Source organism: Rhodopseudomonas pseudopalustris, assembly GCF_900110435.1.
GTDB lineage: Bacteria > Pseudomonadota > Alphaproteobacteria > Rhizobiales > Xanthobacteraceae > Rhodopseudomonas > Rhodopseudomonas pseudopalustris.
Genome location: NZ_FODT01000013.1, coordinates 26,821 through 44,408, shown reverse-complemented (window position 1 = coordinate 44,408; position 17,588 = coordinate 26,821). Strand labels below are relative to the sequence as shown.

General features: G+C 64.9%; 20 protein-coding genes. 6 read left to right on the top strand and 14 right to left on the bottom strand.

All coding sequences use genetic code 11. The features are described 5' to 3' along the window. Window positions 1–8: 8 nt before the first annotated feature. From phnN to phnG, 8 genes are read right to left on the bottom strand one after another with little or no spacing between them, the layout of a single operon-like run. Entirely contained in the window at window positions 9–602 is a 594-nt protein-coding gene (gene phnN, locus BMY71_RS20825; protein WP_092686015.1) for a phosphonate metabolism protein/1,5-bisphosphokinase (PRPP-forming) PhnN, read from the bottom strand. After that, window positions 599–1,753: an alpha-D-ribose 1-methylphosphonate 5-triphosphate diphosphatase gene (locus BMY71_RS20820; RefSeq protein WP_092686014.1), complete on the bottom strand. Its 1,155-nt coding sequence runs from the start codon at window positions 1,751–1,753 to the stop codon at window positions 599–601. Before BMY71_RS20820 ends, phnN begins: the two co-directional genes overlap by 4 nt. A 15-nt stretch (window positions 1,754–1,768) precedes the next feature. Beyond that, on the bottom strand, window positions 1,769–2,467 hold the full coding sequence (gene phnL / locus BMY71_RS20815) for a phosphonate C-P lyase system protein PhnL (RefSeq protein ID WP_041805446.1): 699 nt from the start codon (window positions 2,465–2,467) through the stop codon (window positions 1,769–1,771). 8 nt (window positions 2,468–2,475) lie between these two features. Then, window positions 2,476–3,276 carry a phosphonate C-P lyase system protein PhnK gene (gene phnK, locus BMY71_RS20810; RefSeq protein WP_092686013.1) on the bottom strand — a complete coding sequence of 267 codons (801 nt, stop codon included), beginning with the start codon at window positions 3,274–3,276 and terminating at the stop codon, window positions 2,476–2,478. Beyond that, window positions 3,269–4,150, bottom strand: coding sequence for an alpha-D-ribose 1-methylphosphonate 5-phosphate C-P-lyase PhnJ (locus BMY71_RS20805; protein WP_092686012.1), 882 nt, complete (start codon window positions 4,148–4,150; stop codon window positions 3,269–3,271). The genes phnK and BMY71_RS20805 overlap by 8 nt, the downstream gene beginning before the upstream one ends. Beyond that, window positions 4,147–5,253 carry a carbon-phosphorus lyase complex subunit gene (locus BMY71_RS20800; protein WP_011504211.1) on the bottom strand — a complete coding sequence of 369 codons (1,107 nt, stop codon included), beginning with the start codon at window positions 5,251–5,253 and terminating at the stop codon, window positions 4,147–4,149. The genes BMY71_RS20805 and BMY71_RS20800 overlap by 4 nt, the downstream gene beginning before the upstream one ends. Then, on the bottom strand, window positions 5,253–5,861 hold the full coding sequence (gene phnH / locus BMY71_RS20795; RefSeq protein WP_092686080.1) for a phosphonate C-P lyase system protein PhnH: 609 nt from the start codon (window positions 5,859–5,861) through the stop codon (window positions 5,253–5,255). The genes BMY71_RS20800 and phnH overlap by 1 nt, the downstream gene beginning before the upstream one ends. A gap of 2 nt (window positions 5,862–5,863) precedes the next feature. Next, a complete protein-coding gene (phnG, locus tag BMY71_RS20790) occupies window positions 5,864–6,316 on the bottom strand; it encodes a phosphonate C-P lyase system protein PhnG (protein ID WP_139202706.1) in 453 nt (150 codons plus the stop codon). Window positions 6,317–6,442: 126 nt separating this feature from the next. Here phnG and phnF point away from each other — a divergent pair, with 126 nt between their 5' ends. Further along, the gene (phnF, locus tag BMY71_RS20785) at window positions 6,443–7,171 is read left to right on the top strand and encodes a phosphonate metabolism transcriptional regulator PhnF (RefSeq protein WP_092686011.1); all 729 of its coding nucleotides are present in this window, start codon (window positions 6,443–6,445) and stop codon (window positions 7,169–7,171) included. Window positions 7,172–7,182: 11 nt separating this feature from the next. Here phnF and phnE (BMY71_RS20780) read toward each other — a convergent pair whose 3' ends face one another. The 4 genes from phnE (BMY71_RS20780) to phnC all read right to left on the bottom strand — a co-directional run bounded on the left by phnE (BMY71_RS20780) (window position 7,183) and on the right by phnC (window position 10,818). Next, window positions 7,183–8,031, bottom strand: a complete 849-nt coding sequence (phnE, locus tag BMY71_RS20780; protein ID WP_011504207.1) for a phosphonate ABC transporter, permease protein PhnE — start codon at window positions 8,029–8,031, stop codon at window positions 7,183–7,185. Further along, on the bottom strand, window positions 8,028–8,906 hold the full coding sequence (phnE, locus tag BMY71_RS20775) for a phosphonate ABC transporter, permease protein PhnE (RefSeq protein WP_041805444.1): 879 nt from the start codon (window positions 8,904–8,906) through the stop codon (window positions 8,028–8,030). The genes phnE (BMY71_RS20780) and phnE (BMY71_RS20775) overlap by 4 nt, the downstream gene beginning before the upstream one ends. A 73-nt stretch (window positions 8,907–8,979) precedes the next feature. After that, a complete protein-coding gene (phnD, locus tag BMY71_RS20770; protein WP_092686010.1) occupies window positions 8,980–9,921 on the bottom strand; it encodes a phosphonate ABC transporter substrate-binding protein in 942 nt (313 codons plus the stop codon). Between the two features lie 84 nt (window positions 9,922–10,005). Next, window positions 10,006–10,818, bottom strand: a complete 813-nt coding sequence (gene phnC, locus BMY71_RS20765; protein WP_011504204.1) for a phosphonate ABC transporter ATP-binding protein — start codon at window positions 10,816–10,818, stop codon at window positions 10,006–10,008. 173 nt (window positions 10,819–10,991) lie between these two features. On the opposite strand from phnC, the gene BMY71_RS20760 reads away from it, so the two are divergent. The 3 genes from BMY71_RS20760 to BMY71_RS20750 are packed head-to-tail and all read left to right on the top strand — an operon-like array spanning window position 10,992 to window position 13,567. Then, window positions 10,992–11,651, top strand: a complete 660-nt coding sequence (locus BMY71_RS20760) for a transferase hexapeptide repeat family protein (protein ID WP_092686079.1) — start codon at window positions 10,992–10,994, stop codon at window positions 11,649–11,651. After that, on the top strand, window positions 11,648–12,841 hold the full coding sequence (locus tag BMY71_RS20755; RefSeq protein WP_092686009.1) for an alpha-D-ribose 1-methylphosphonate 5-triphosphate diphosphatase: 1,194 nt from the start codon (window positions 11,648–11,650) through the stop codon (window positions 12,839–12,841). The genes BMY71_RS20760 and BMY71_RS20755 overlap by 4 nt, the downstream gene beginning before the upstream one ends. A 21-nt stretch (window positions 12,842–12,862) precedes the next feature. Then, window positions 12,863–13,567: a DUF1045 domain-containing protein gene (locus tag BMY71_RS20750; RefSeq protein ID WP_092686008.1), complete on the top strand. Its 705-nt coding sequence runs from the start codon at window positions 12,863–12,865 to the stop codon at window positions 13,565–13,567. A gap of 20 nt (window positions 13,568–13,587) precedes the next feature. Here BMY71_RS20750 and BMY71_RS20745 read toward each other — a convergent pair whose 3' ends face one another. Together BMY71_RS20745 and BMY71_RS20740 are read right to left on the bottom strand one after the other, a co-directional pair. Further along, window positions 13,588–15,144 carry an acyl-CoA synthetase gene (locus tag BMY71_RS20745; RefSeq protein WP_092686007.1) on the bottom strand — a complete coding sequence of 519 codons (1,557 nt, stop codon included), beginning with the start codon at window positions 15,142–15,144 and terminating at the stop codon, window positions 13,588–13,590. Further along, the gene (locus BMY71_RS20740; protein ID WP_139202705.1) at window positions 15,141–15,845 is read right to left on the bottom strand and encodes a TetR/AcrR family transcriptional regulator; all 705 of its coding nucleotides are present in this window, start codon (window positions 15,843–15,845) and stop codon (window positions 15,141–15,143) included. Before BMY71_RS20740 ends, BMY71_RS20745 begins: the two co-directional genes overlap by 4 nt. A gap of 93 nt (window positions 15,846–15,938) precedes the next feature. Between BMY71_RS20740 and BMY71_RS20735 the strand changes: the two genes are divergently transcribed. Together BMY71_RS20735 and BMY71_RS20730 are read left to right on the top strand one after the other, a co-directional pair. Continuing rightward, a complete protein-coding gene (locus BMY71_RS20735) occupies window positions 15,939–17,123 on the top strand; it encodes a lipid-transfer protein (RefSeq protein WP_092686006.1) in 1,185 nt (394 codons plus the stop codon). Between the two features lie 10 nt (window positions 17,124–17,133). Further along, on the top strand, window positions 17,134–17,580 hold the full coding sequence (locus BMY71_RS20730) for a MaoC family dehydratase N-terminal domain-containing protein (RefSeq protein ID WP_011504197.1): 447 nt from the start codon (window positions 17,134–17,136) through the stop codon (window positions 17,578–17,580). The last annotated feature ends 8 nt before the right edge of the window (window positions 17,581–17,588 follow it).

Below are 17,588 nucleotides of genomic sequence, written 5' to 3'. Positions count from 1 at the left end.
AGCGCTGCTCACTTCTTGCCTGGCTCTTGATCGCGGATGATCTTCAGAAGCTCGCGGGCGTGATCGTCGCGGCCCGCGACATTCATGATCGTATAATCGGCATCGTTGCTACCGTCGACCGTTCGGCTCACACGGTCCGCAATGGTGCCGTCGCTGCTGCGCGCGCGCATCGCGATCCGGCTGGCGAGGACGTCTGCGGGGGCGGTCACCAGCACCACGATCACGTTCTCATAGGCCTGCCGGGCCTGGGCGATCACGGTGCGCGAGACGTTCGCCACCACGGTGCGGCCTGCGCGAATGTCGCTGTCGATCGTGCGTAGCAGGCCGTAGGAATGGCCGTGCGCCTGCCAGTGCAGCGCAAACTCGTCCGCGGTGACCATGTTCCGGAAAGCCTCGGGCGTGCTCTGCAGATTGTCTTCCGCCAGCGAGGGCTCGCGCGTAACGACGCGACGCGCAAAGGCTATGCCGCTCTCGCCGAGGCTGGCGGCCTTGGCGATGCCGAGCAGCGTGTCCTTGCCGGCGCCGCTCGGGCCGACCACCAGCACCAGCCGGCCTGGTCCAAGCCGGCTCTGCTGGGTGATCACGGTCGCGATCCCGGTCATGCCACGCGATGCCCCTCGCGCCAGACGCTACGCACCGCCGGCACGTCGTGGGCGACGTGGACGCGGATCAGATCGGCCCGCTTGCCGACCGCGATCTCGCCGCGATCGGGGAGCCCGACCGCTTCGGCGGGCGCCTTGGTGACGGTGCGCACCGCAGCGGCAAGATCGATCGCCGGCGCGCGCAGCGGCAATTGCAGCGCCGCCATCAGTAGACTCGAGGGGATGTAGTCCGACGACAGGATGTCCAACAGTCCCTCGCGCGCCAGATCGATCGCGGCGATGTTACCGGAATGCGAGCCGCCGCGCACCACGTTCGGCGCCCCCATCAGGATGTCGATTCCCGCTGCATGGAGTCCACGCGCGGCCTCGATCGTGGTCGGGAATTCGGCCACCGCCACCCGGTCGCGGATGGCGTCAACGACGTTCTCATCGGTGGTGTCGTCGTGGCTTGCCAGCGGAATCTCGTGCTGGTGCGCCAGCGCGACGATCGCCCGCATATTGGCCTCGGCGTAGGTTTCCTTGCAGTACAGCCTTCGCGCGAACATCGCGTCGAGCTCTGCGTCGGTCGTGCCGGCGCCCTTGCCACGGTAGTAGTCGCGCAGCTTCTCCTCATCGCGAAACTGGCGCTGACCCGGGGTATGATCCATCAGCGACATCAGCCGCACGTCGGGGCGGCCGATCAATTCCTTGGCCTCGGCGACCACATTCGGCATCGGGATTTCGCAGCGCAAATGCAGGAAGTGCTCGGTGCGGAGCAGGTTCGCGTCGCGCGCTGCCGAGATCGCTTCCGCCAGCACGCCGGCCTGTCCGTCGACGTCTTCCGCGCCTTCCTCACGCCAGACCCTCAGCGAATCCAGCACCGTGGTAATGCCGCAGGTCGCAAGCTGACTGTCGTAGGACACCACGGCCGCGATCGGATTCCACTGCACCTTCGGGCGAGGCATGTAGTGCGCCTCGAGATGATCGGTATGCAGCTCGATCAGGCCGGGGATCACCAGATCACCGCCCATATCGAGGCTGCCCGCGGGAACGCCGGTTTCGCCGATCTCGGCAATGCGGCCGTTCTCCATGGCGATCCAGCCGCGCTCGATGACGCGGTCGGCCAATACGATGCGGGCGTTGCGCAGAACGAGTTCTGAGTTGGTCGTCATCTACTTCTTCTTTCTTCAGGCCGCCGCGGCGAAGCTAGCGACATCGATCAACCGGTCGGCGATCCGTGCGCGCACCTCGTCGTCGTGGACGATGGCGATCATGGCGACGCCATCGCGCTTCTTTTCGTCGATCAGGCTCATCACCACCTCGCGATTGGCGGCGTCGAGCGACGCAGTCGGTTCGTCGAGCAGCAGGATCGGAAAATGCGCGATGAAGCCGCGGGCGATGTTCACGCGTTGCTGCTCGCCGCCCGAGAATGTCGCGGGCGGAAGCGTCCACAGCCGCTCGGCGATGTTCAGCCGTTTCAGCAGCTCGCCTGCGCGAGCACGCGCCTCGTCCTTGGCGACGCCGTTCGCGACGAGAGGCTCCGCCACCACGTCGACGGCCGCCACCCGCGGCACAGCGCGCAGGAACTGGCTGACATAGCCGATGGTGAAGCGGCGCAGCTCCAGCACCTGCCGGGGTTCGGCGGTGGCGAGATTGATTGTCGCACCGCCATGCAGAATGTCGATGCGGCCGGCGTCGCAGCGATAATTGCCGTAGACCATCTTCAGGATGGACGACTTGCCGGCGCCGGATGGGCCACCCAGCACCACGCATTCGCCAGCGTCGACGTGGAACGACACGCAGCGCACCACGGGAAGCCGCACGCCCCCTTGCAGATGCATGGTGAAGGCTTTTTCGGCATCGGTCAGTTGAATCATAGCGGACATTGGCGTGCTCATGGCGGTAGGATCGATGCGACAAGAAGCTGGGTGTAGGGCTCGCGCGGATCGTCGAGCACCTGATCGGTGAGGCCGGTCTCGATCACGCGACCGCCCTGCATCACCATCACGCGATGCGACAACAGCCGCGCCACTGCGAGGTCGTGGGTGACGACCACGGCGGCAAGGCCGAGGTCGGTGACGAGGCCGCGGAGCAGATCGAGAAGTCTCGCTTGCACCGAGACGTCGAGACCGCCGGTCGGCTCGTCCATGAACATCAGCCGCGGCTCGGTCACCAGATTGCGCGCAATCTGCAGCCGCTGCCTCATGCCGCCGGAATAGGTCCGCGGCGCGTCGTCGATGCGGTCGAGCGCGATCTCCACGCGTTGCAGCCACGACGAGGCGGTATCGCGGATTTGGCCGTAGTGATTCCAGCCCACGGCCATCAGTCGTTCGCCGACATTGGCGCCGGCCGACACCGCCATCCGCAATCCCTGCGCCGGGTCCTGGTGCACGTAGCTCCAGTCGGTGCGAAACAGAAACCGCCGCTCGGCTTCTCCGAGCTCCGCGAGATCGCGGAGCACGCCGTCACGCATCCGGTACGAGACCTGCCCGGTGCTCGGCGTGAGTTGCGCCGACAGCATTTGCAGCAGGGTCGACTTGCCGGACCCGGATTCGCCGACGATCGCCAGCACCTCGCCGGGGTAGAGCTTGAACGAGATGTCGCGGCAGGCTTGCAAACGACCGTAGGATTTCGAGAGGTTGTCCGCGACCAGCAGTGGCTGATCGGTCGGAGTCAAAGAGGTGCCATCAAGCATCGGCGCTCTCCGTTTGCGGCGCGCTCTCGCTGCCGCGATGCCCTTGCGCCTGCCGTGTCTCGCAATAGTCGGTGTCGGAGCAGACGAACATCCGCCCGCCACGATCGTCGGTGACGATCTCGTCGAGATAGGAATCCTCGGCGCCGCACAATGCGCAGGGCGCATCCTGCCGATACCGCGTGAATGGATGATCCTCGAAGTCGAGCGACACCACCTGCGTGTAAGGCGGGATCGCGTAGATCCGCTTCTCGCGGCCGGCGCCGAATAATTGCAGCGCCGGGCAGTCGTTCATCTTAGGATTGTCGAACTTCGGCGTCGGCGACGGATCCATCACATAGCGCGCATTGACCTTCACCGGATAGGCGTAGGACGTCGCGATGTGGCCGAACTTGGCGATGTCCTCGTACAGCTTGACGTGCATCAGCCCGTATTCGGCCAGTGCGTGCATCCTTCGCGTCTCGGTCTCGCGCGGCTCGAGGAAACGCAGCGGCTCCGGGATCGGCACCTGATAGACCAGCACCTGACCTTCGTGCAGCGGCGCTTCCGGAATCCGGTGCCGTGTCTGAATGACGCTGGCGTCCGCAGTGCTGGTGGTGGTGGCGACGCCCGCGGTCTTGGCGAAGAATTTCCGGATCGAGATCGCGTTGGTGGTGTCGTCGGAGCCCTGGTCGATCACCTTCAACACGTCGTCGGGCCCGAGGATCGCCGCCGTGACTTGAACGCCGCCGGTGCCCCAACCATAGGGCATCGGCATTTCGCGGCTGGCGAACGGCACCTGATAGCCGGGGATCGCGATCGCCTTCAGGATCGCGCGACGGATCATCCGCTTGGTCTGTTCGTCGAGATAGGCGAAGTTGTAGTGTGGCGCGTTCATTCCGCGGCCTCCCGTAATGCATCGGGTTGTTCGGCGGCATTGGCAAAGTCCTGCCGCAACCTTCGCACCAGACCGAGTTCGGACTGAAAGTCGACGTAGTGCGGCAGCTTGAGATGCTCGACGAAACCGGTCGCCTGCACATTGTCGGAATGTGACAGCACGAATTCCTCGTCTTGCGCCGGGGCCAACGCTTCCTCGCCGAGTTCGCGCGCGCGCAATGCGCGATCGACCAGCGCCATCGCCATGGTCTTGCGCTCGCTCTGTCCGAAAGCGAGTCCGTAGCCGCGGGTGAAGCAGGGCGGCTCGGTCGCCGAGCCCTTGAACTGATTCACCATCTGGCATTCGGTCAGCGCGATGCTGCCGAGCGGCACCGCGAAGCCGATGTCTTCGGCCACGAACTCCAACTCGACCTCGCCGAAACGGATTTCGCCGGCGAACGGATGGCTGCGGCCATAGCCGCGTTGCGTCGAGTATCCGAGCGCGAGCAGGAAACCTTCGTCTCCGCGCGCGAGATTCTGCAGCCGCAGATCGCGATCGGCCGGGAAATCCAGCGGCTCGCGGGTGAGATCGCCGACCGGCGCTTCAGCGTCCGATTCAGGCGAGGGTTCGATCAGGCCGTCACGGCCGAGGATGTCGGTGACGCGCGGCATCGCTTCCTTCGCAGCCGGCGCATTCGCGGGCTGATCCGGCTCACTGTGTTCGGCAAGTTGCGGATCGAGCAGCCGATGGGTGTAGTCGAAGGTGGGCCCGAGGATCTGTCCTCCGGGAATGTCCTTGAAGGTCGAGGACACCCTCCGCCGCACCGCCATCGCGCCGGTGTCGACCGGCTCGGTCGCGCCGAACCGCGGCAGCGTCGCGCGGAACGCGCGCAACAGAAAGATCGCCTCGATCAGATCGCCGCGCGCCTGCTTGATCGCCAGCGCCGCCAGTTCGCGGTCGTACAGGGAGCCTTCGACCATCACCCGGTCGACGCCGAGTGCGAGCTGTTCGGATATCTGCGCCAGCGTTACTTCCGGCACGGCGCGATCACCGCGCCGCTCATGAGCGAGCAGCCGGTGCGCGTTGTCGATGGCGCGTTCGCCACCCTTGACGGCGACATACATCAATTGCCTCCCTTGGCGAGGAGTCGCGTGGTCCGCGGGATCGCGACGATCCTGTCGCCTGCGACCAGGATCAGATCGATGCCGCACGGAAACAGCGCGTGATTGGTTTCGTGCAGCGACACAAGGTTGTCCGGTAGCGGCGCGCGCAGCATCACGGAGCCGCGGATCCCGGGACCTCTGAGTTCGAACGCCGCGCCTTGATCGAGGCTTTCGAGCTGCAGGATCAGCGTGGTCGAGCGATCCGGATAGTCGTTGCTGCCGAGCGCGAAGCGCTCAGGCGGCGGCATGGCGCGAGGATCTGCAATCAGCGCGAACGCCGCGGCGTCCGGCGCTTCGGTCAACGGCGCCGAGGTGTGAAAACGCAGCCACTGCGTCACGGCCGGCGTGTTTGCAGCGGCGTCGAGCCAGAGTGGGGTGTCATGGTCGAGCAGCGTCAGCGCGATCGCCGCGGTGGCGTGCGCCAGGGGCGCGGGCACAGCGCCAAGCTCGACATCGATCCTTTGAACGATGCCCGGCCGCGCCATCGCCTGCATCACCGAACGAAACGTCGCCTGCGCCGCCGTGACTTGATCGGCAAAGCCCGCCGAGAGTTGGACTGCTGGTGTCATCATCAACCCTCGCCCCGCACCAGCGTGTAGAAGTCGACCTTGGTCGCCGCGGTCTGCTCGGCCTTGCGCTGCCGCTCCGCCGCTTGCTCCGCCCGCAGCGGCGCCAGCACATTGGCCTCGATCGTCGCGGCGTAGTCGGCAGTCTGGATCAGCGCGTCGCACAGAGCGATCAGCCGCGCCTTGTCACGATCGCGGCCGAGCGTGTAGCCGAAGCCGCATTCGCCGCTGGCGAGCCGCACCGCCGCTCGCGTCACTGTCGCTTCGCCGAGATTGAATGCCGAGCCGTCGCCGCCGATTCGGCCGCGCACCATGACCAGGCCGTTCTCCGGCTCACGCAGAGCCATGCTGGCCGGCAGTTCGAGATCCGACAGTCGGGCTGCAATGTCGTCGGCCGCGGCATGAACCAGCACGGCCATGGCCGCCTGGCGGGTTTGCTGGATTGTTTCAGTGGGCATCATCTTGGCTATGGTCTGCCTGAAGTTGTATGTGATATTAGACAACTTCATAACGGTGCGCCATGACCTTTTGATGACGGCGTCACGAAATCCCGATGCTGCGAGTCGACCGGAGCGATAGAACCGATGACGATATTAGAGCCGGATTCAGGCGTCGCGCTGTGGCGAAAGGTGGCAGATTCGATCGAACGAAAGATCGCAGATGGCAGCTATGCGGCCGGCGAGAAACTGCCCGGTGAGGTCGACATCGCGCATTCCCATCGCGTCAATCGCCACACCGTGCGGCGGGCCCTGGCGGCGCTCGCGGAGCGTGGTCTGGTGCGGGCCGAGCGTGGCAGCGGCACCTATGTCGAGGCCTCGCGGATCGCCTATCCGCTACGTTCGCGTACGCGGTTCTCGGAAATCGTCGGCGCCGGCGGGCGCGAACCGCGCGGCCAATTACTGGCGGCGAGCCAAGAAGAGGCGACGCGAGAACTGGCCCGCCAACTCGACCTCAAACCCGGCGCTGCCTTGATCCGTATCGATGCGTTGCGGCTCGCCGACCGCGCGGCCATCTGCGTCGGCACCACCTGGCTTTCAGCCGACAGGTTTCCCGAAGCCGGCGAGCTGTATCGGCGCTTCAGTTCGATGACCAAGGTGTTGGCGCATTATGGCATCCGCGACTATCGCCGCGCTTCCACGCGTATCACCGCGGCGATCGCCGATGCCGGCGACGCGGCGCGGCTCAATCTCGGCATCGGTCGCCCCGTGCTGATCGTCGAGGGGCTCGACGTCGACAGCAAAGGGCGGCCGCTGCTCGCGATCCAGGCCCGCTTTGCCGCGGAACGCGTCGAGTTCGTGGTCGAGACCGAATAGGGCGATCGCCGTCAAGCGATGGCGCGACGGCCGATGATCGCAAAGCGCAGCCGGTTCGAGATCCAGTCGATTGCCGCCACCGCAATCAGGATCATCAGGATCAGGAACGACACCTTCTGCCATTCCAGCACGCGAATCTGCTCGGCGAGCTGCAGTCCGATGCCACCCGCGCCGACGATGCCGATGATCGTCGCTGAACGCGTGTTCGACTCGATGAAGTACAGCACCTGCCCGGCGATCACCGGCAGGACCTGAGGCAGCAACCCGAAGCGGATTTCGTGCAGTGCGCTGCCGCCGGAGGCGCGAACTCCTTCGACCTCCTTGCGATCAGCGGTTTCAATCGCTTCGGAAAACAGCTTTCCGAATGCGCCGAAATCCGCCACGGCGATGGCCAGCACGCCCGCAAATGGGCCGAGACCGACAACGTTGATCCAGACCAGGGCCCAGATCAGCGTGTCGACACCGCGGATTCCATCCAGAAAGCGCCGCACCGGGAATCGGATGAATTGCGTGGGAACGACGTTGCGTGCGGCGAGCAGGCTGACCGGCAGCGCGATCACTGCCGCCAGCGTGGTGCCCAGCAGCGCGATCGACAGCGTCTCGCCCATGGCGGCGAGATAGGCCGGCAAAGAGGAGCCCGGATCCGGCGGGACCATCAGAAGGGTAATCCATCCGAGTTGACTGAGGCCCGCCCAGATCCGCTGCGGTGAAAAGTCCAGCTCGATCAGGCCGAAGATCAGCAGCGCCAGCGCAGCGAGCGCGATTGCCGGAACGCCGAGCCGCGAGGCCGCAGGCGGACCGAAAGTTTCGGGATAGCGGGCTTTTAGTGTCTCCAGGTCGGGCCGCATCTGGTTGGTCATGTCCGTCCTCCGAACAGGCGACCGCGGATCCAGCCGGTCGAAATATCGATCAGGAACACAGTGACCACGATCATCAGCAGGATCGCGCTCACGTCGGAGTAATAGAATTTGCGGATCGCGACGACCAACTCCTGGCCGATGCCGCCGGCGCCGACGAATCCCATCACCGAGGCGCCGCGGACGTTGACCTCGAAGCGCAGCAAGGCGTAGCTGGCGAATCCCGCGATCGCTTGCGGCAGCACCGCAAAGCGCATGCACGCCATCCAGCCGGCGCCGGTCGAGCGGACGCCCTCGACGGGCTTCATGTCGATGTTCTCGACGATCTCCGCGAACAGTTTGCCGAGCGCGCCGGTCGTATGGATCGCGATCGCCAGGACGCCCGCCATCGGGCCGAGCCCGAAGGCGATGACGAACACCAGCGCGAACACGATATCGGGAACGGTGCGGCAAACTTCCATGAAGCGCCGCGTCACGAACAGCAGCCACGGATGTGGCGCTGTATTTTGGGCGGCGAGGAAGTTCAGCAGCAGCGCCAGCACAGCACCGATCAGCGTGCCGACATAGCTGATCAGAATGGTCTCGCCCAGCAGCGACAACCATTTCCGCCAGCCCCAGAACCATTCGGTAGGATCGGTCCACGCCCTGGCGCCGTTCTCGAGCCGGAAGATGCGATCGAAATAGCTGAAGAAGTTGCCGATCTTGCTGACCAACGTGCCGAGATCGACCTCTGCGCCGAACGCGGCTGTCAACAGCGCAAGGAGCCCAATGCCGAAGGCCAAAGCGGACCGTCGTCGGCGCCGAGACTTGGCATTCCGATAGGCCGTGTGCAGCGCGTCGAGTTGTGGATCGGGAAGCAGCGAAACGGCCAGCGCCATGTAATCGGGGCTTTCGGTACGCAAAAAACAGGGCCGGATCCCGAAGGATCCGGCCCGCGGGAAGTGCTGGGACTCAGGAGGCCTTCTTCTTACGCAACGCGTCGACGAACCGGATCAACTCGATGGTGCCGTCCCAATCCTTGGTGGTCGCAGCATGAAAGCCCTGCTTCTGGCCGTCCGAGAGGCGATCGAAAGCCGCCTTACCCTTGGTCGGTGCGTCGAGGAACGCCTTGGCGATCGCCGTCTTCAGGTCTTCCGGCAGATCCGCATTGTAGGCGTAAGGTCCGTTGATGACTGGTGCGGACTTGTGGACGATGCGGAAGTCTTCCTTCTTCATCGCGCTACCGTCGGCGTTCTTCAGCATGCCTTTGTTCAGCATCTGCGCCAGCGTCGAGTCGTTGTCGTTGGTCCACTGGTTGGCGGCGATGTCGACCGTGCCTTGCGCCAGCGCCAGGATTGCGTTTTCGTGGCTGCCGGTGAAGACGACCTTGCCGAAATAGCCCTCGGCATCGGAGATGCCCATCTTGTCGAGCTCGAACCGCGGCACGTTGTTGCCGGAGGTCGAATTCGGATCGACCAGACCGAGGTTCTTGCCCTTCATCTCGTCGATGCTCTTGTACGGGCTGCTCGCCTTGACGAAAAACACCGAATAGTAGCCGGTCGAACCGTCCTTGTTGATGTCGTTGGCGAAGGCTTCGGTCTTGACGCCGGTCAGCCGGGCTCGGGCGAAGGACGCCGAGCCGTAGCTGGCAAGCTGGATATTGCCGGCGCGCTGGCCCTCGATCACGGCAGCGTAGTCATTGGCGATCCGCAGATTGACCTTCACGCCGAGTTCCTTCGACAGGTAGGCGACGAAAGGTGACCATCGTTCCGTCACACCCGAAGCATTCTCGGCCGGCACGACCGCAAAGGTCAGCTCCGGATATTTGGACTTGTAGTCCTGCGCCGTCGCGGCGGACGCCGTGAAGGCCAGCGCGGCGGCGGTAAGAAGAACGGATCGACGGTTGATGGTCATCGTGACATCCCTGCTGTTGAAGAATCATACGGCCGTCTCGCCGCAGGCTGCCACCGCAGGCTGCGCGCGAGCGGGGCGTTTCAATCAGGCTGCGACCGTGCCCAGCTGAGGCACCAGTGCTCCGATCGGCGCATGAACGGGCGCCGATCCCATCACATCGTCGGCCTCGAGGTCGTAGAGTTCGCGCGCGATGCTGTCGGTCAGTTCCGCAGGCGCGCCGTCGAACACGATGCGGCCGTTGGCCATGCCGATCAGCCGGTCGCAATAGCTGCGCGCGAGGTCGAGCGAGTGCAAGTTGCACAGCACGGTGATTCCAAAGTGCTTGTTGATGCGTAGCAGCGCGTCCATCACGACTTTGGTGTTGCGCGGATCGAGCGAGGCGATCGGCTCGTCCGCCAGGATCAGATCGGGCTCCTGCACCAGCGCACGGGCGATGGCGACGCGTTGCTGCTGTCCGCCCGACAATTGGTCGGCGCGCTGCGCCGCGAGCGGCGCGATGTCGAACTGATCGAGCGCCGACATCGCCAGTGCGCGATCCTTCTCCGGCCACACCTGTGCGAGCGATCGCCAGGCGGGAACATGGGCGAGCCGGCCCATCAGCACATTGGTCAGCACGTCGAGCCGGCCGACCAGGTTGAACTGCTGGAAAATCATCGCCGAGCGTGCGCGCCATTGTCGCAATTCGCGACCCTGCAACGCAGTGACGTCGACGCCCTCGAACAGAATGCGGCCTTCGGAAGGTTCGGCGAGACGGTTCAACATCCGCAGCAGCGTCGATTTGCCGGCGCCGGATCGGCCGATGACGCCGACGAAGCTGCCGCGATCAATCGAGAACGATGCAGCGTCGACCGCGGCTTTGCTGCCGAACCGGCATGTGAGACCTTCAATAACCAGCATTCCCGACTCCCGACGCTCAATCGGCTGTATCGCTAACGCCGGTATTTTGCAGGCATATGACAATCGCTTACTTGGCAGTTATGCACAGTGCGCGCTCGTCATCGCGGCGTCACAACACTGTCACCAAGTCCGCCGAAGAACCTCTGCTTCGACAAACTGAACCCGGAAACCTGATAGTGGCGAAAATGCTCTCGGTCGAACCGACCGTCGATCCCACGGCGCAACTGCATGAGGTGAAGCTCGGCGCCTATTGCGAGGTCGGCGCGCGCACCATCCTTCACGAGGTGGCGATGGACGACTACTCCTACGTCGTCAACGATGCGCAAATCACCTACTCGACCATCGGCAAATTCTGCTCGATCGCGGCGATGACACGGATCAACCCCGGCAACCATCCGATGCAGCGGGTCACGCAGGCGCATTTCACCTATCGCGCCAGCGCTTACTTCGAAGGTGAAAGCGACGATGCGGAGTTCTTCGCATGGCGTCGGGCGCATCATGTCCATATCGGCCACGATGTCTGGATCGGGCATGGTGCGATCGTTCTGCCGGGCCGCAATATCGGCACCGGTGCGGTGGTCGCTGCGGGCGCGATCGTCACCCGCGACGTGCCGGCCTACACCATCGTCGCCGGCAACCCGGCGCGCTTGATCAAGCGGCGCTTTCCGGAGTTCGTCGCCAACCGGCTGGCGGATCTGACATGGTGGGATTGGGATCACGAGGCGCTGCGCAAGGCGCTGCCGGATTTTCGCAGATTGCCGGTGGAAGAGTTTCTTGACAAATATGAAGCCGAAGCTCGCACGCAGCCGCGCCGCAAGGAAGTGACGACATGATCGATATCCTGATCGAAGGTGGCCGCACGCTATTGGATGGCGATCTGAGCGAAGCTACGCTCCAGATCTCCGGCGGGGTGATCGAGGCGGCCGGCTCTGCCTTGCGCCCCGCGGCGACTCAGATTGACGCGAGCGGTCTGCTCGTGCTGCCCGGAATCGTCGATCTGCATGGCGACGCCTTTGAGCGGCAGATGATGCCGCGGCCGGGTGTCGATTTCCCGATCGACGTCGCGCTCGCGGAGAGCGATCGTCAGGCGATCGGCAATGGCATCACCACGATGTTCCACGCTGTGACATGGTCTTGGGAGCCGGGGCTGCGCAGTGCCGCCAATGCCCGGCGGATGCTCGATGCGATCGACCTGACCAGACCCATGCTCGCCGTCGACACGCGCATCCATCTTCGCCACGAAACGTTCAATCTCGACGCCGTCGACGAGATCTCGCGATGGATCGCTGAAGGCCGCATCGACCTGTTCGCGTTCAACGATCACATGGATGGGACGATAGCGGATCTTTCGCGTCCGCACCGGCGCGCCCGCATGGTCGAGCGCACCGGACTGTCCGACGAAGAGTTCGACAGGCTGGTCGAGCGCGTGGCGTCGCGCACCGCCGAAGTGCCGGGCGCCAATGCGCGCCTGGCCGCCTGCGCCCGCGCCGCCGGAGTGCCGATGCTGTCTCATGACGACGATACGCCGCAGATGCGTCGGGAATATCGCGCGCTCGGCGTCCGCATCGCCGAGTTCCCGACCACCGAAGACACCGCGCGCGAGGCGGCGGCAGCCGGAGATTTCATCGTTTTCGGCGCGCCCAATGTGGTGCGCGGCGGCAGCCACACCGGCTGGACCAAAGCCGCCGACATGATCGGCAAGGGGCTGTGCTCGGTGCTGGCGTCGGACTATTATTATCCCGCGCCGCTGCTGGCGGTGTTCCGACTGGTGCATGACGGCATTCTGCCGTTGCCGCAGGCCTGGCGGCTGATTTCGGAGTCGCCCGCTTGCGCCGCGGGACTGTCCGATCGTGGCGTGCTCGCCGTCGGCAAGCGCGCCGATATCCTGATCGTCGACGACCGGATCGCATTGCGGCCGCGGCTGGTCGCCGCGATCGCATGCGGGCGGCTCGTCTATCTCGATGAGCCGGAGCGCTTCGTGATGTCGCACAAGGCGGCGCGCCAGACGGTTGCCGTGGCCTGAGACGCGGCTATTCTGTCTGTGATGTCCAGCTTTCCCCGTTACGCCATCTATTTTCTCCCGCCGCCCGGCAGCGCGCTCGACCGGTTCGGGGCGACGCTGCTCGGCTACGACGTTTTCGCCGGTGCGGAGCTGTCGTTTCCGGACGAGATGGTGCGCGCCGTCCCGGATTGGGCCGAGATCACCGGCGATCCGCGCAAATACGGCTTCCATGCCACGATGAAGGCGCCGATGGCGTTGGCCGCCGGCCACAACGAGGCGGAGCTTCTGTGGGCGTGCGCCACCTTTGCGGAAACGCCGCGGGCGATCCCGATCATCGCGCCGGTGGTTCAATCGATCGGCAGCTTCATCGCGTTGGTGCCTTCGTTGCCCTCCGAAGAGCTCCTCCAATTGGCCGCCGACTGCGTGCGCAGCTTCGATCCCTTCCGCGCGCCGCTGACGCCGGAGGATCGGGCGCGCAGAAAACCCGCGCTGTTGACGTCTCGCCAGGTCGAGTATCTCGATGACTGGGGCTATCCCTACGTGATCGAGGAATTCCGCTTTCACATGACGCTGACCGGTTCGCTGGACCGCGCGCGGCACGGCGAACTGCTGGGCGTGCTGCGTGCGCAGTTCGATGCGCTTGGTCTGGAGACTATCGCGATCGACCGGATCGCGGTCTGCCGACAGGACAGCGCCACTGGAAAATTTCACAGCATCGGCCAGTTTCAACTCAGGCCGATGCTGTGAGACGTTTTGTAACGTGAGCCTCAGCTCACGCGGCGTTCGCGGTTTTCCCAATAGGGCTGGCGCAGCTCGCGCTTGAGGATCTTGCCGGCGCCGGACAGCGGCAGCGGCGTCTCCGTGATGTCGACGCTGCGCGGACATTTGTATCCGGCGATCAACGCCTTGCAGTGCGCGATTAGTTCGTCGGCGGTGACCGTCGCGCCCGCCTTGGTGACGACCACGGCGTGGACCTGCTCGCCCCAGGCTTCGTGCGGAATGCCGATCACCGCGCATTGCGCGACCGCAGGGTGCTGCGCCACGGCGTTCTCGACCTCGACCGAGTAGACGTTCTCACCTCCGGAAATGATCATGTCCTTGACGCGGTCGACGACGAAGACGAAGCCGTGCTCGTCCATGTAGCCGCCGTCGCCGGTGTGCATCCAGCCGCCGGCGAGGGCGCGGGCGGTCTCTTCCGGCCGCTCCCAATAGCCCATCATCACGTTGTCGCCGCGGACGCAGATTTCGCCGACCGTTCCGTGTGGCAGCGGGGTGTCGTCGGCATCGACGATCCGCACTTCGCAACCGAGTGCGGCGCGGCCGGCAGCGCGCTGCCGCCCCTTGGCCTTGCCTTCGCCGATATGCTCCTTCCAGTGCAGCAGCGTCGCGATCGGCGACAATTCGGTCATGCCGTAAGCCTGGGTGAACTGCACGTCGGGCAGCGCCGCGCTGGCGCGAGCGAGCACCGCCTCGCTGATCGGGGAGGCGCCGTAGGTGATGTTCTTCAGCGATGACAGGTCATAGGTTTTCAGCGCCGGGTGATCGACGAACATCTGGATCATCGTCGGCACCAGCAGCACGTCGGTGACGCGCTCGTTCTGGATCGTGGCCATCACCCCCTCGGGCGTGAACGCAGGCACCATCACGTTGGAGCCGCCGGACAGCAGCAGCGAATACATCGCCGCGCCGTTGGCGAGGTGGAACATCGGCGCAGCGTGGAGGTAAATCGACGTTCCCGGAAACAGCCCTTCTCCGAGGGCGTTGAGCGCATTGGCCATCAGATTGGTGTGGCTGAGCATCACGCCCTTGGATCGGCCGGTGGTGCCGCCGGTGTAGAAGATGCCGGCGAGATCGTCGCCCTTGCGCATCGCGTCCGGAATCGGCGCGCTCGATGCGATCAGGTCCTCGTAGCCTTGCATCCCCGCGGGCAGATCGCCATCGTCGGCATAGATCAGCGTGAGGCCCGGGATGGCCTGCGCGATCGCCGCGCCGGTCGCCGCGAAGGTCTTGTCGACCACCAGCGTCACCGCCCGGCAGTCGCGCAGCGCGTCCTCGTTCTCCAGCACGCTCCAGCGGATGTTGAGCGGCACGATGACGCCGCCGCACCAGCCGGCGGCGAGATAGAGCTCGAGATATCGGTCGGAATTCAGCGACAGCAAGGCGACTCGCTCGCCTTCCGCGACACCGCTGGCGCGCAGGCCTGCGGCGAGCCGCGCGACGCGCTCGCCGACCTCGCGCCAGTTGCGGCGTCGGCCGTTGAATACGGTCGCCAGTCCGTCCGGGTTGACTTGCAGCGCGCGCCGCAGGCCATGCGTGACATTCATCTATTCTCTCCCTTGGTTGGTTTTCTCGTGCGTGGAGCCGGCGCCGCTTCGGCGCTTGCTTTTTTGACCGATCGCCTGGCGAGGCCATCGGTCAGGCGAATGGCGAATTCATCGGCGATCGCATCCGGCGTCAGCGAGCCGCCGCGCTGATACCAATGGCCGATCCAGTTCAGAGAGCCTGCGATCGCGAAAGCGGCGAGCTTGGGATCACACGGCTTGATCGAGCCGTCAGCGATACCTTCCGCAATATAGCGCCGGAAGGTGAGGTCGATGCCGCGTTTGGCGGCGCGCACTTTCTCGGCGTTGTGCGGCTTCAGGTCGCGGGGGTCGAACCTCACCAGGCTGGCGCCGAAATCCGTCGCCATCGTCTCGGCATAAGCATGGACCAGCGCGCGCAACTTGCCGAGGCCGCTCTGGCGGCTGCGGTTGATCACGGCGATCAGATCGTCGACCTGTTCCTGGCCGAGCGCCCAGCACTCGAACAGGATCTCGTCCTTGCTGCGGAAGTAATTGTACAGCGCAGGCTTGGTGATGTTCAGCCGTTCGGCCACTTCATTCAGTGTGGCGCGATGATAGCCCTGTTCGAGAAACACCTGCACCGCCATTCGCAGCACGGCCTCGCGCTTTTCGTCGCGGGCGCGACGGCGATTCTCGAACGGCATCCAGGGTGATTGATCGTTGGCGGTGCGTTCGTCCGTCATGGTTTCCGTGGAGGCTGTCGATTGACTCGGCCGAATGGCCCATATATTACTCACGGGTAACAAAAAGTCCACTGGGTAAGTTTGGAGAGGAAGATGGCGTCACCTGTTTACGTCGCCGGCGTCGGCATGATTCCGTTCGTGAAGCCTGGCGCCAACGAGCCGTACCACCTGATGGGCGCCGAAGCGGCGCGGCTGGCGCTGCGCGATGCCGGCGTCGGCTATGATGCCATCCAGCAGGCCTTCGTCGGCTACGTCTACGGCGACTCCACCTGCGGCCAGCGTGCGCTGTACCAGGTCGGGATGACCGGCATTCCGATCGTCAACGTCAACAACAACTGCTCGACCGGTTCGACGGCGCTGTTTCTGGCGCGGCAGGCGATCGCCTCGGGCGCCGCTGATTGCGTGCTCGCGCTCGGCTTCGAGCAGATGAAGCCCGGCGCGCTCGGCTCGGTGTTCGACGATCGGCCGAGCCCGTTCGATGATTTCGACGCCGCCGCCGGCCGGCTGATCGACGTGCCCGGCGTGCCGCTGGCACTGCGCTATTTTGGCGGCGCGGGTCTCAGCCACATGCAGAAATACGGCACGCCGCTGTCGTCCTTCGCCAAGGTGCGAGCGAAGGCCAGCCGCCACGCCGCGAAGAATCCGCTGGCGCTGTTCCGAAAGGAAGTGACCGCGGACGACGTGCTGAACGATCAGGTGATCTGGCCGGGCGTGATGACGCGGCTGATGGCGTGTCCGCCGACCTGCGGCGGCGCTGCGGCGGTGCTGGTCTCGGAGAAGTTCGCGCTGCGCAATGGGTTGCGGCAGGACGTCAGGATCGCCGCTCAGGCGATGACCACCGATACGCCGTCGACGTTCGACGCCGGCGATATGATGCGTGTGGTCGGTTACGACATGTCGCGTGCCGCTGCGAACAGTGTCTACGAGGCCGCCGGCGTCGGGCCGAACGACATCGACGTCGTCGAGCTGCACGACTGTTTCGCCCACAACGAGCTGATCACTTACGAGGCGCTCGGCCTTTGTCCGGAGGGCGGCGCTGAAAAGTTCATCGACAATGGCGACAACACCCACGGCGGCAAGGTCGTCACCAACCCGTCCGGCGGATTATTGTCGAAGGGCCATCCGCTCGGCGCAACCGGCCTCGCGCAGTGCTACGAGCTGACCCGGCAACTGCGCGGCGGCGCAGAAGCGACTCAGGTGGAGGGCGCCAAGCGTGCGCTGCAGCACAATCTCGGTCTCGGCGGCGCCTGTGTGGTGACGCTGTACGAACGCGCCTGAGGTCATTCCGATGGTTGATCAGTCTGCGGTCGGTCACCGGTTCACGCCGGTCACCGCCCATGTCGAGCCAGGGCGTCTGCGCTACTTTCTCGATACGCTCGGCGAGCGCAATCCGGTTTATCGTGATGCCGCGGCAGCCAGGACGGACGGTTTCGCGGCGATCCCGGTGCCGCCGACCTATCTGTTCTGTCTCGAGATGCTCGACAACGAGAAGCCGTTCGAGTTTCTCACCGCGCTCGATATCGATCTCGGGCGCGTGCTGCACGGCGAGCAAAGCTTCGTCTATCACACCCCGGTGGTGGTCGGCGATACGCTGACCTTCAGCCCGCGCGTCACCAGCGTCACAGACAAAAAGGGCGGCGCGCTGACGCTGATCGTGGTCGAAACTGCGGTCACCAATCAGAACGGCGTCCACGTCGCTGATACGGCGCGGACCGTCGTGGTGCGGAACGGATGAACGTCATG

Coding starts and splice junctions, on each gene's coding strand:
- phnG (WP_139202706.1), bottom strand. CDS start 6,316: ATGCCCACTGAAACAATCCAGCAAACCCGCCAGGCGGCCATGGCCGTG.
- BMY71_RS20750 (WP_092686008.1), top strand. CDS start 12,863: ATGTCCAGCTTTCCCCGTTACGCCATCTATTTTCTCCCGCCGCCCGGC.
- BMY71_RS20745 (WP_092686007.1), bottom strand. CDS start 15,144: ATGAATGTCACGCATGGCCTGCGGCGCGCGCTGCAAGTCAACCCGGAC.
- BMY71_RS20805 (WP_092686012.1), bottom strand. CDS start 4,150: ATGAACGCGCCACACTACAACTTCGCCTATCTCGACGAACAGACCAAG.
- phnK (WP_092686013.1), bottom strand. CDS start 3,276: ATGCTTGATGGCACCTCTTTGACTCCGACCGATCAGCCACTGCTGGTC.
- BMY71_RS20730 (WP_011504197.1), top strand. CDS start 17,134: ATGGTTGATCAGTCTGCGGTCGGTCACCGGTTCACGCCGGTCACCGCC.
- phnC (WP_011504204.1), bottom strand. CDS start 10,818: ATGCTGGTTATTGAAGGTCTCACATGCCGGTTCGGCAGCAAAGCCGCG.
- BMY71_RS20755 (WP_092686009.1), top strand. CDS start 11,648: ATGATCGATATCCTGATCGAAGGTGGCCGCACGCTATTGGATGGCGAT.
- phnL (WP_041805446.1), bottom strand. CDS start 2,467: ATGTCCGCTATGATTCAACTGACCGATGCCGAAAAAGCCTTCACCATG.
- phnD (WP_092686010.1), bottom strand. CDS start 9,921: ATGACCATCAACCGTCGATCCGTTCTTCTTACCGCCGCCGCGCTGGCC.
- phnE (WP_041805444.1), bottom strand. CDS start 8,906: ATGGCGCTGGCCGTTTCGCTGCTTCCCGATCCACAACTCGACGCGCTG.
- phnH (WP_092686080.1), bottom strand. CDS start 5,861: ATGACACCAGCAGTCCAACTCTCGGCGGGCTTTGCCGATCAAGTCACG.
- BMY71_RS20820 (WP_092686014.1), bottom strand. CDS start 1,753: ATGACGACCAACTCAGAACTCGTTCTGCGCAACGCCCGCATCGTATTG.
- BMY71_RS20740 (WP_139202705.1), bottom strand. CDS start 15,845: ATGACGGACGAACGCACCGCCAACGATCAATCACCCTGGATGCCGTTC.
- phnE (WP_011504207.1), bottom strand. CDS start 8,031: ATGACCAACCAGATGCGGCCCGACCTGGAGACACTAAAAGCCCGCTAT.
- phnF (WP_092686011.1), top strand. CDS start 6,443: ATGACGATATTAGAGCCGGATTCAGGCGTCGCGCTGTGGCGAAAGGTG.
- BMY71_RS20800 (WP_011504211.1), bottom strand. CDS start 5,253: ATGTATGTCGCCGTCAAGGGTGGCGAACGCGCCATCGACAACGCGCAC.
- phnN (WP_092686015.1), bottom strand. CDS start 602: ATGACCGGGATCGCGACCGTGATCACCCAGCAGAGCCGGCTTGGACCA.
- BMY71_RS20735 (WP_092686006.1), top strand. CDS start 15,939: ATGGCGTCACCTGTTTACGTCGCCGGCGTCGGCATGATTCCGTTCGTG.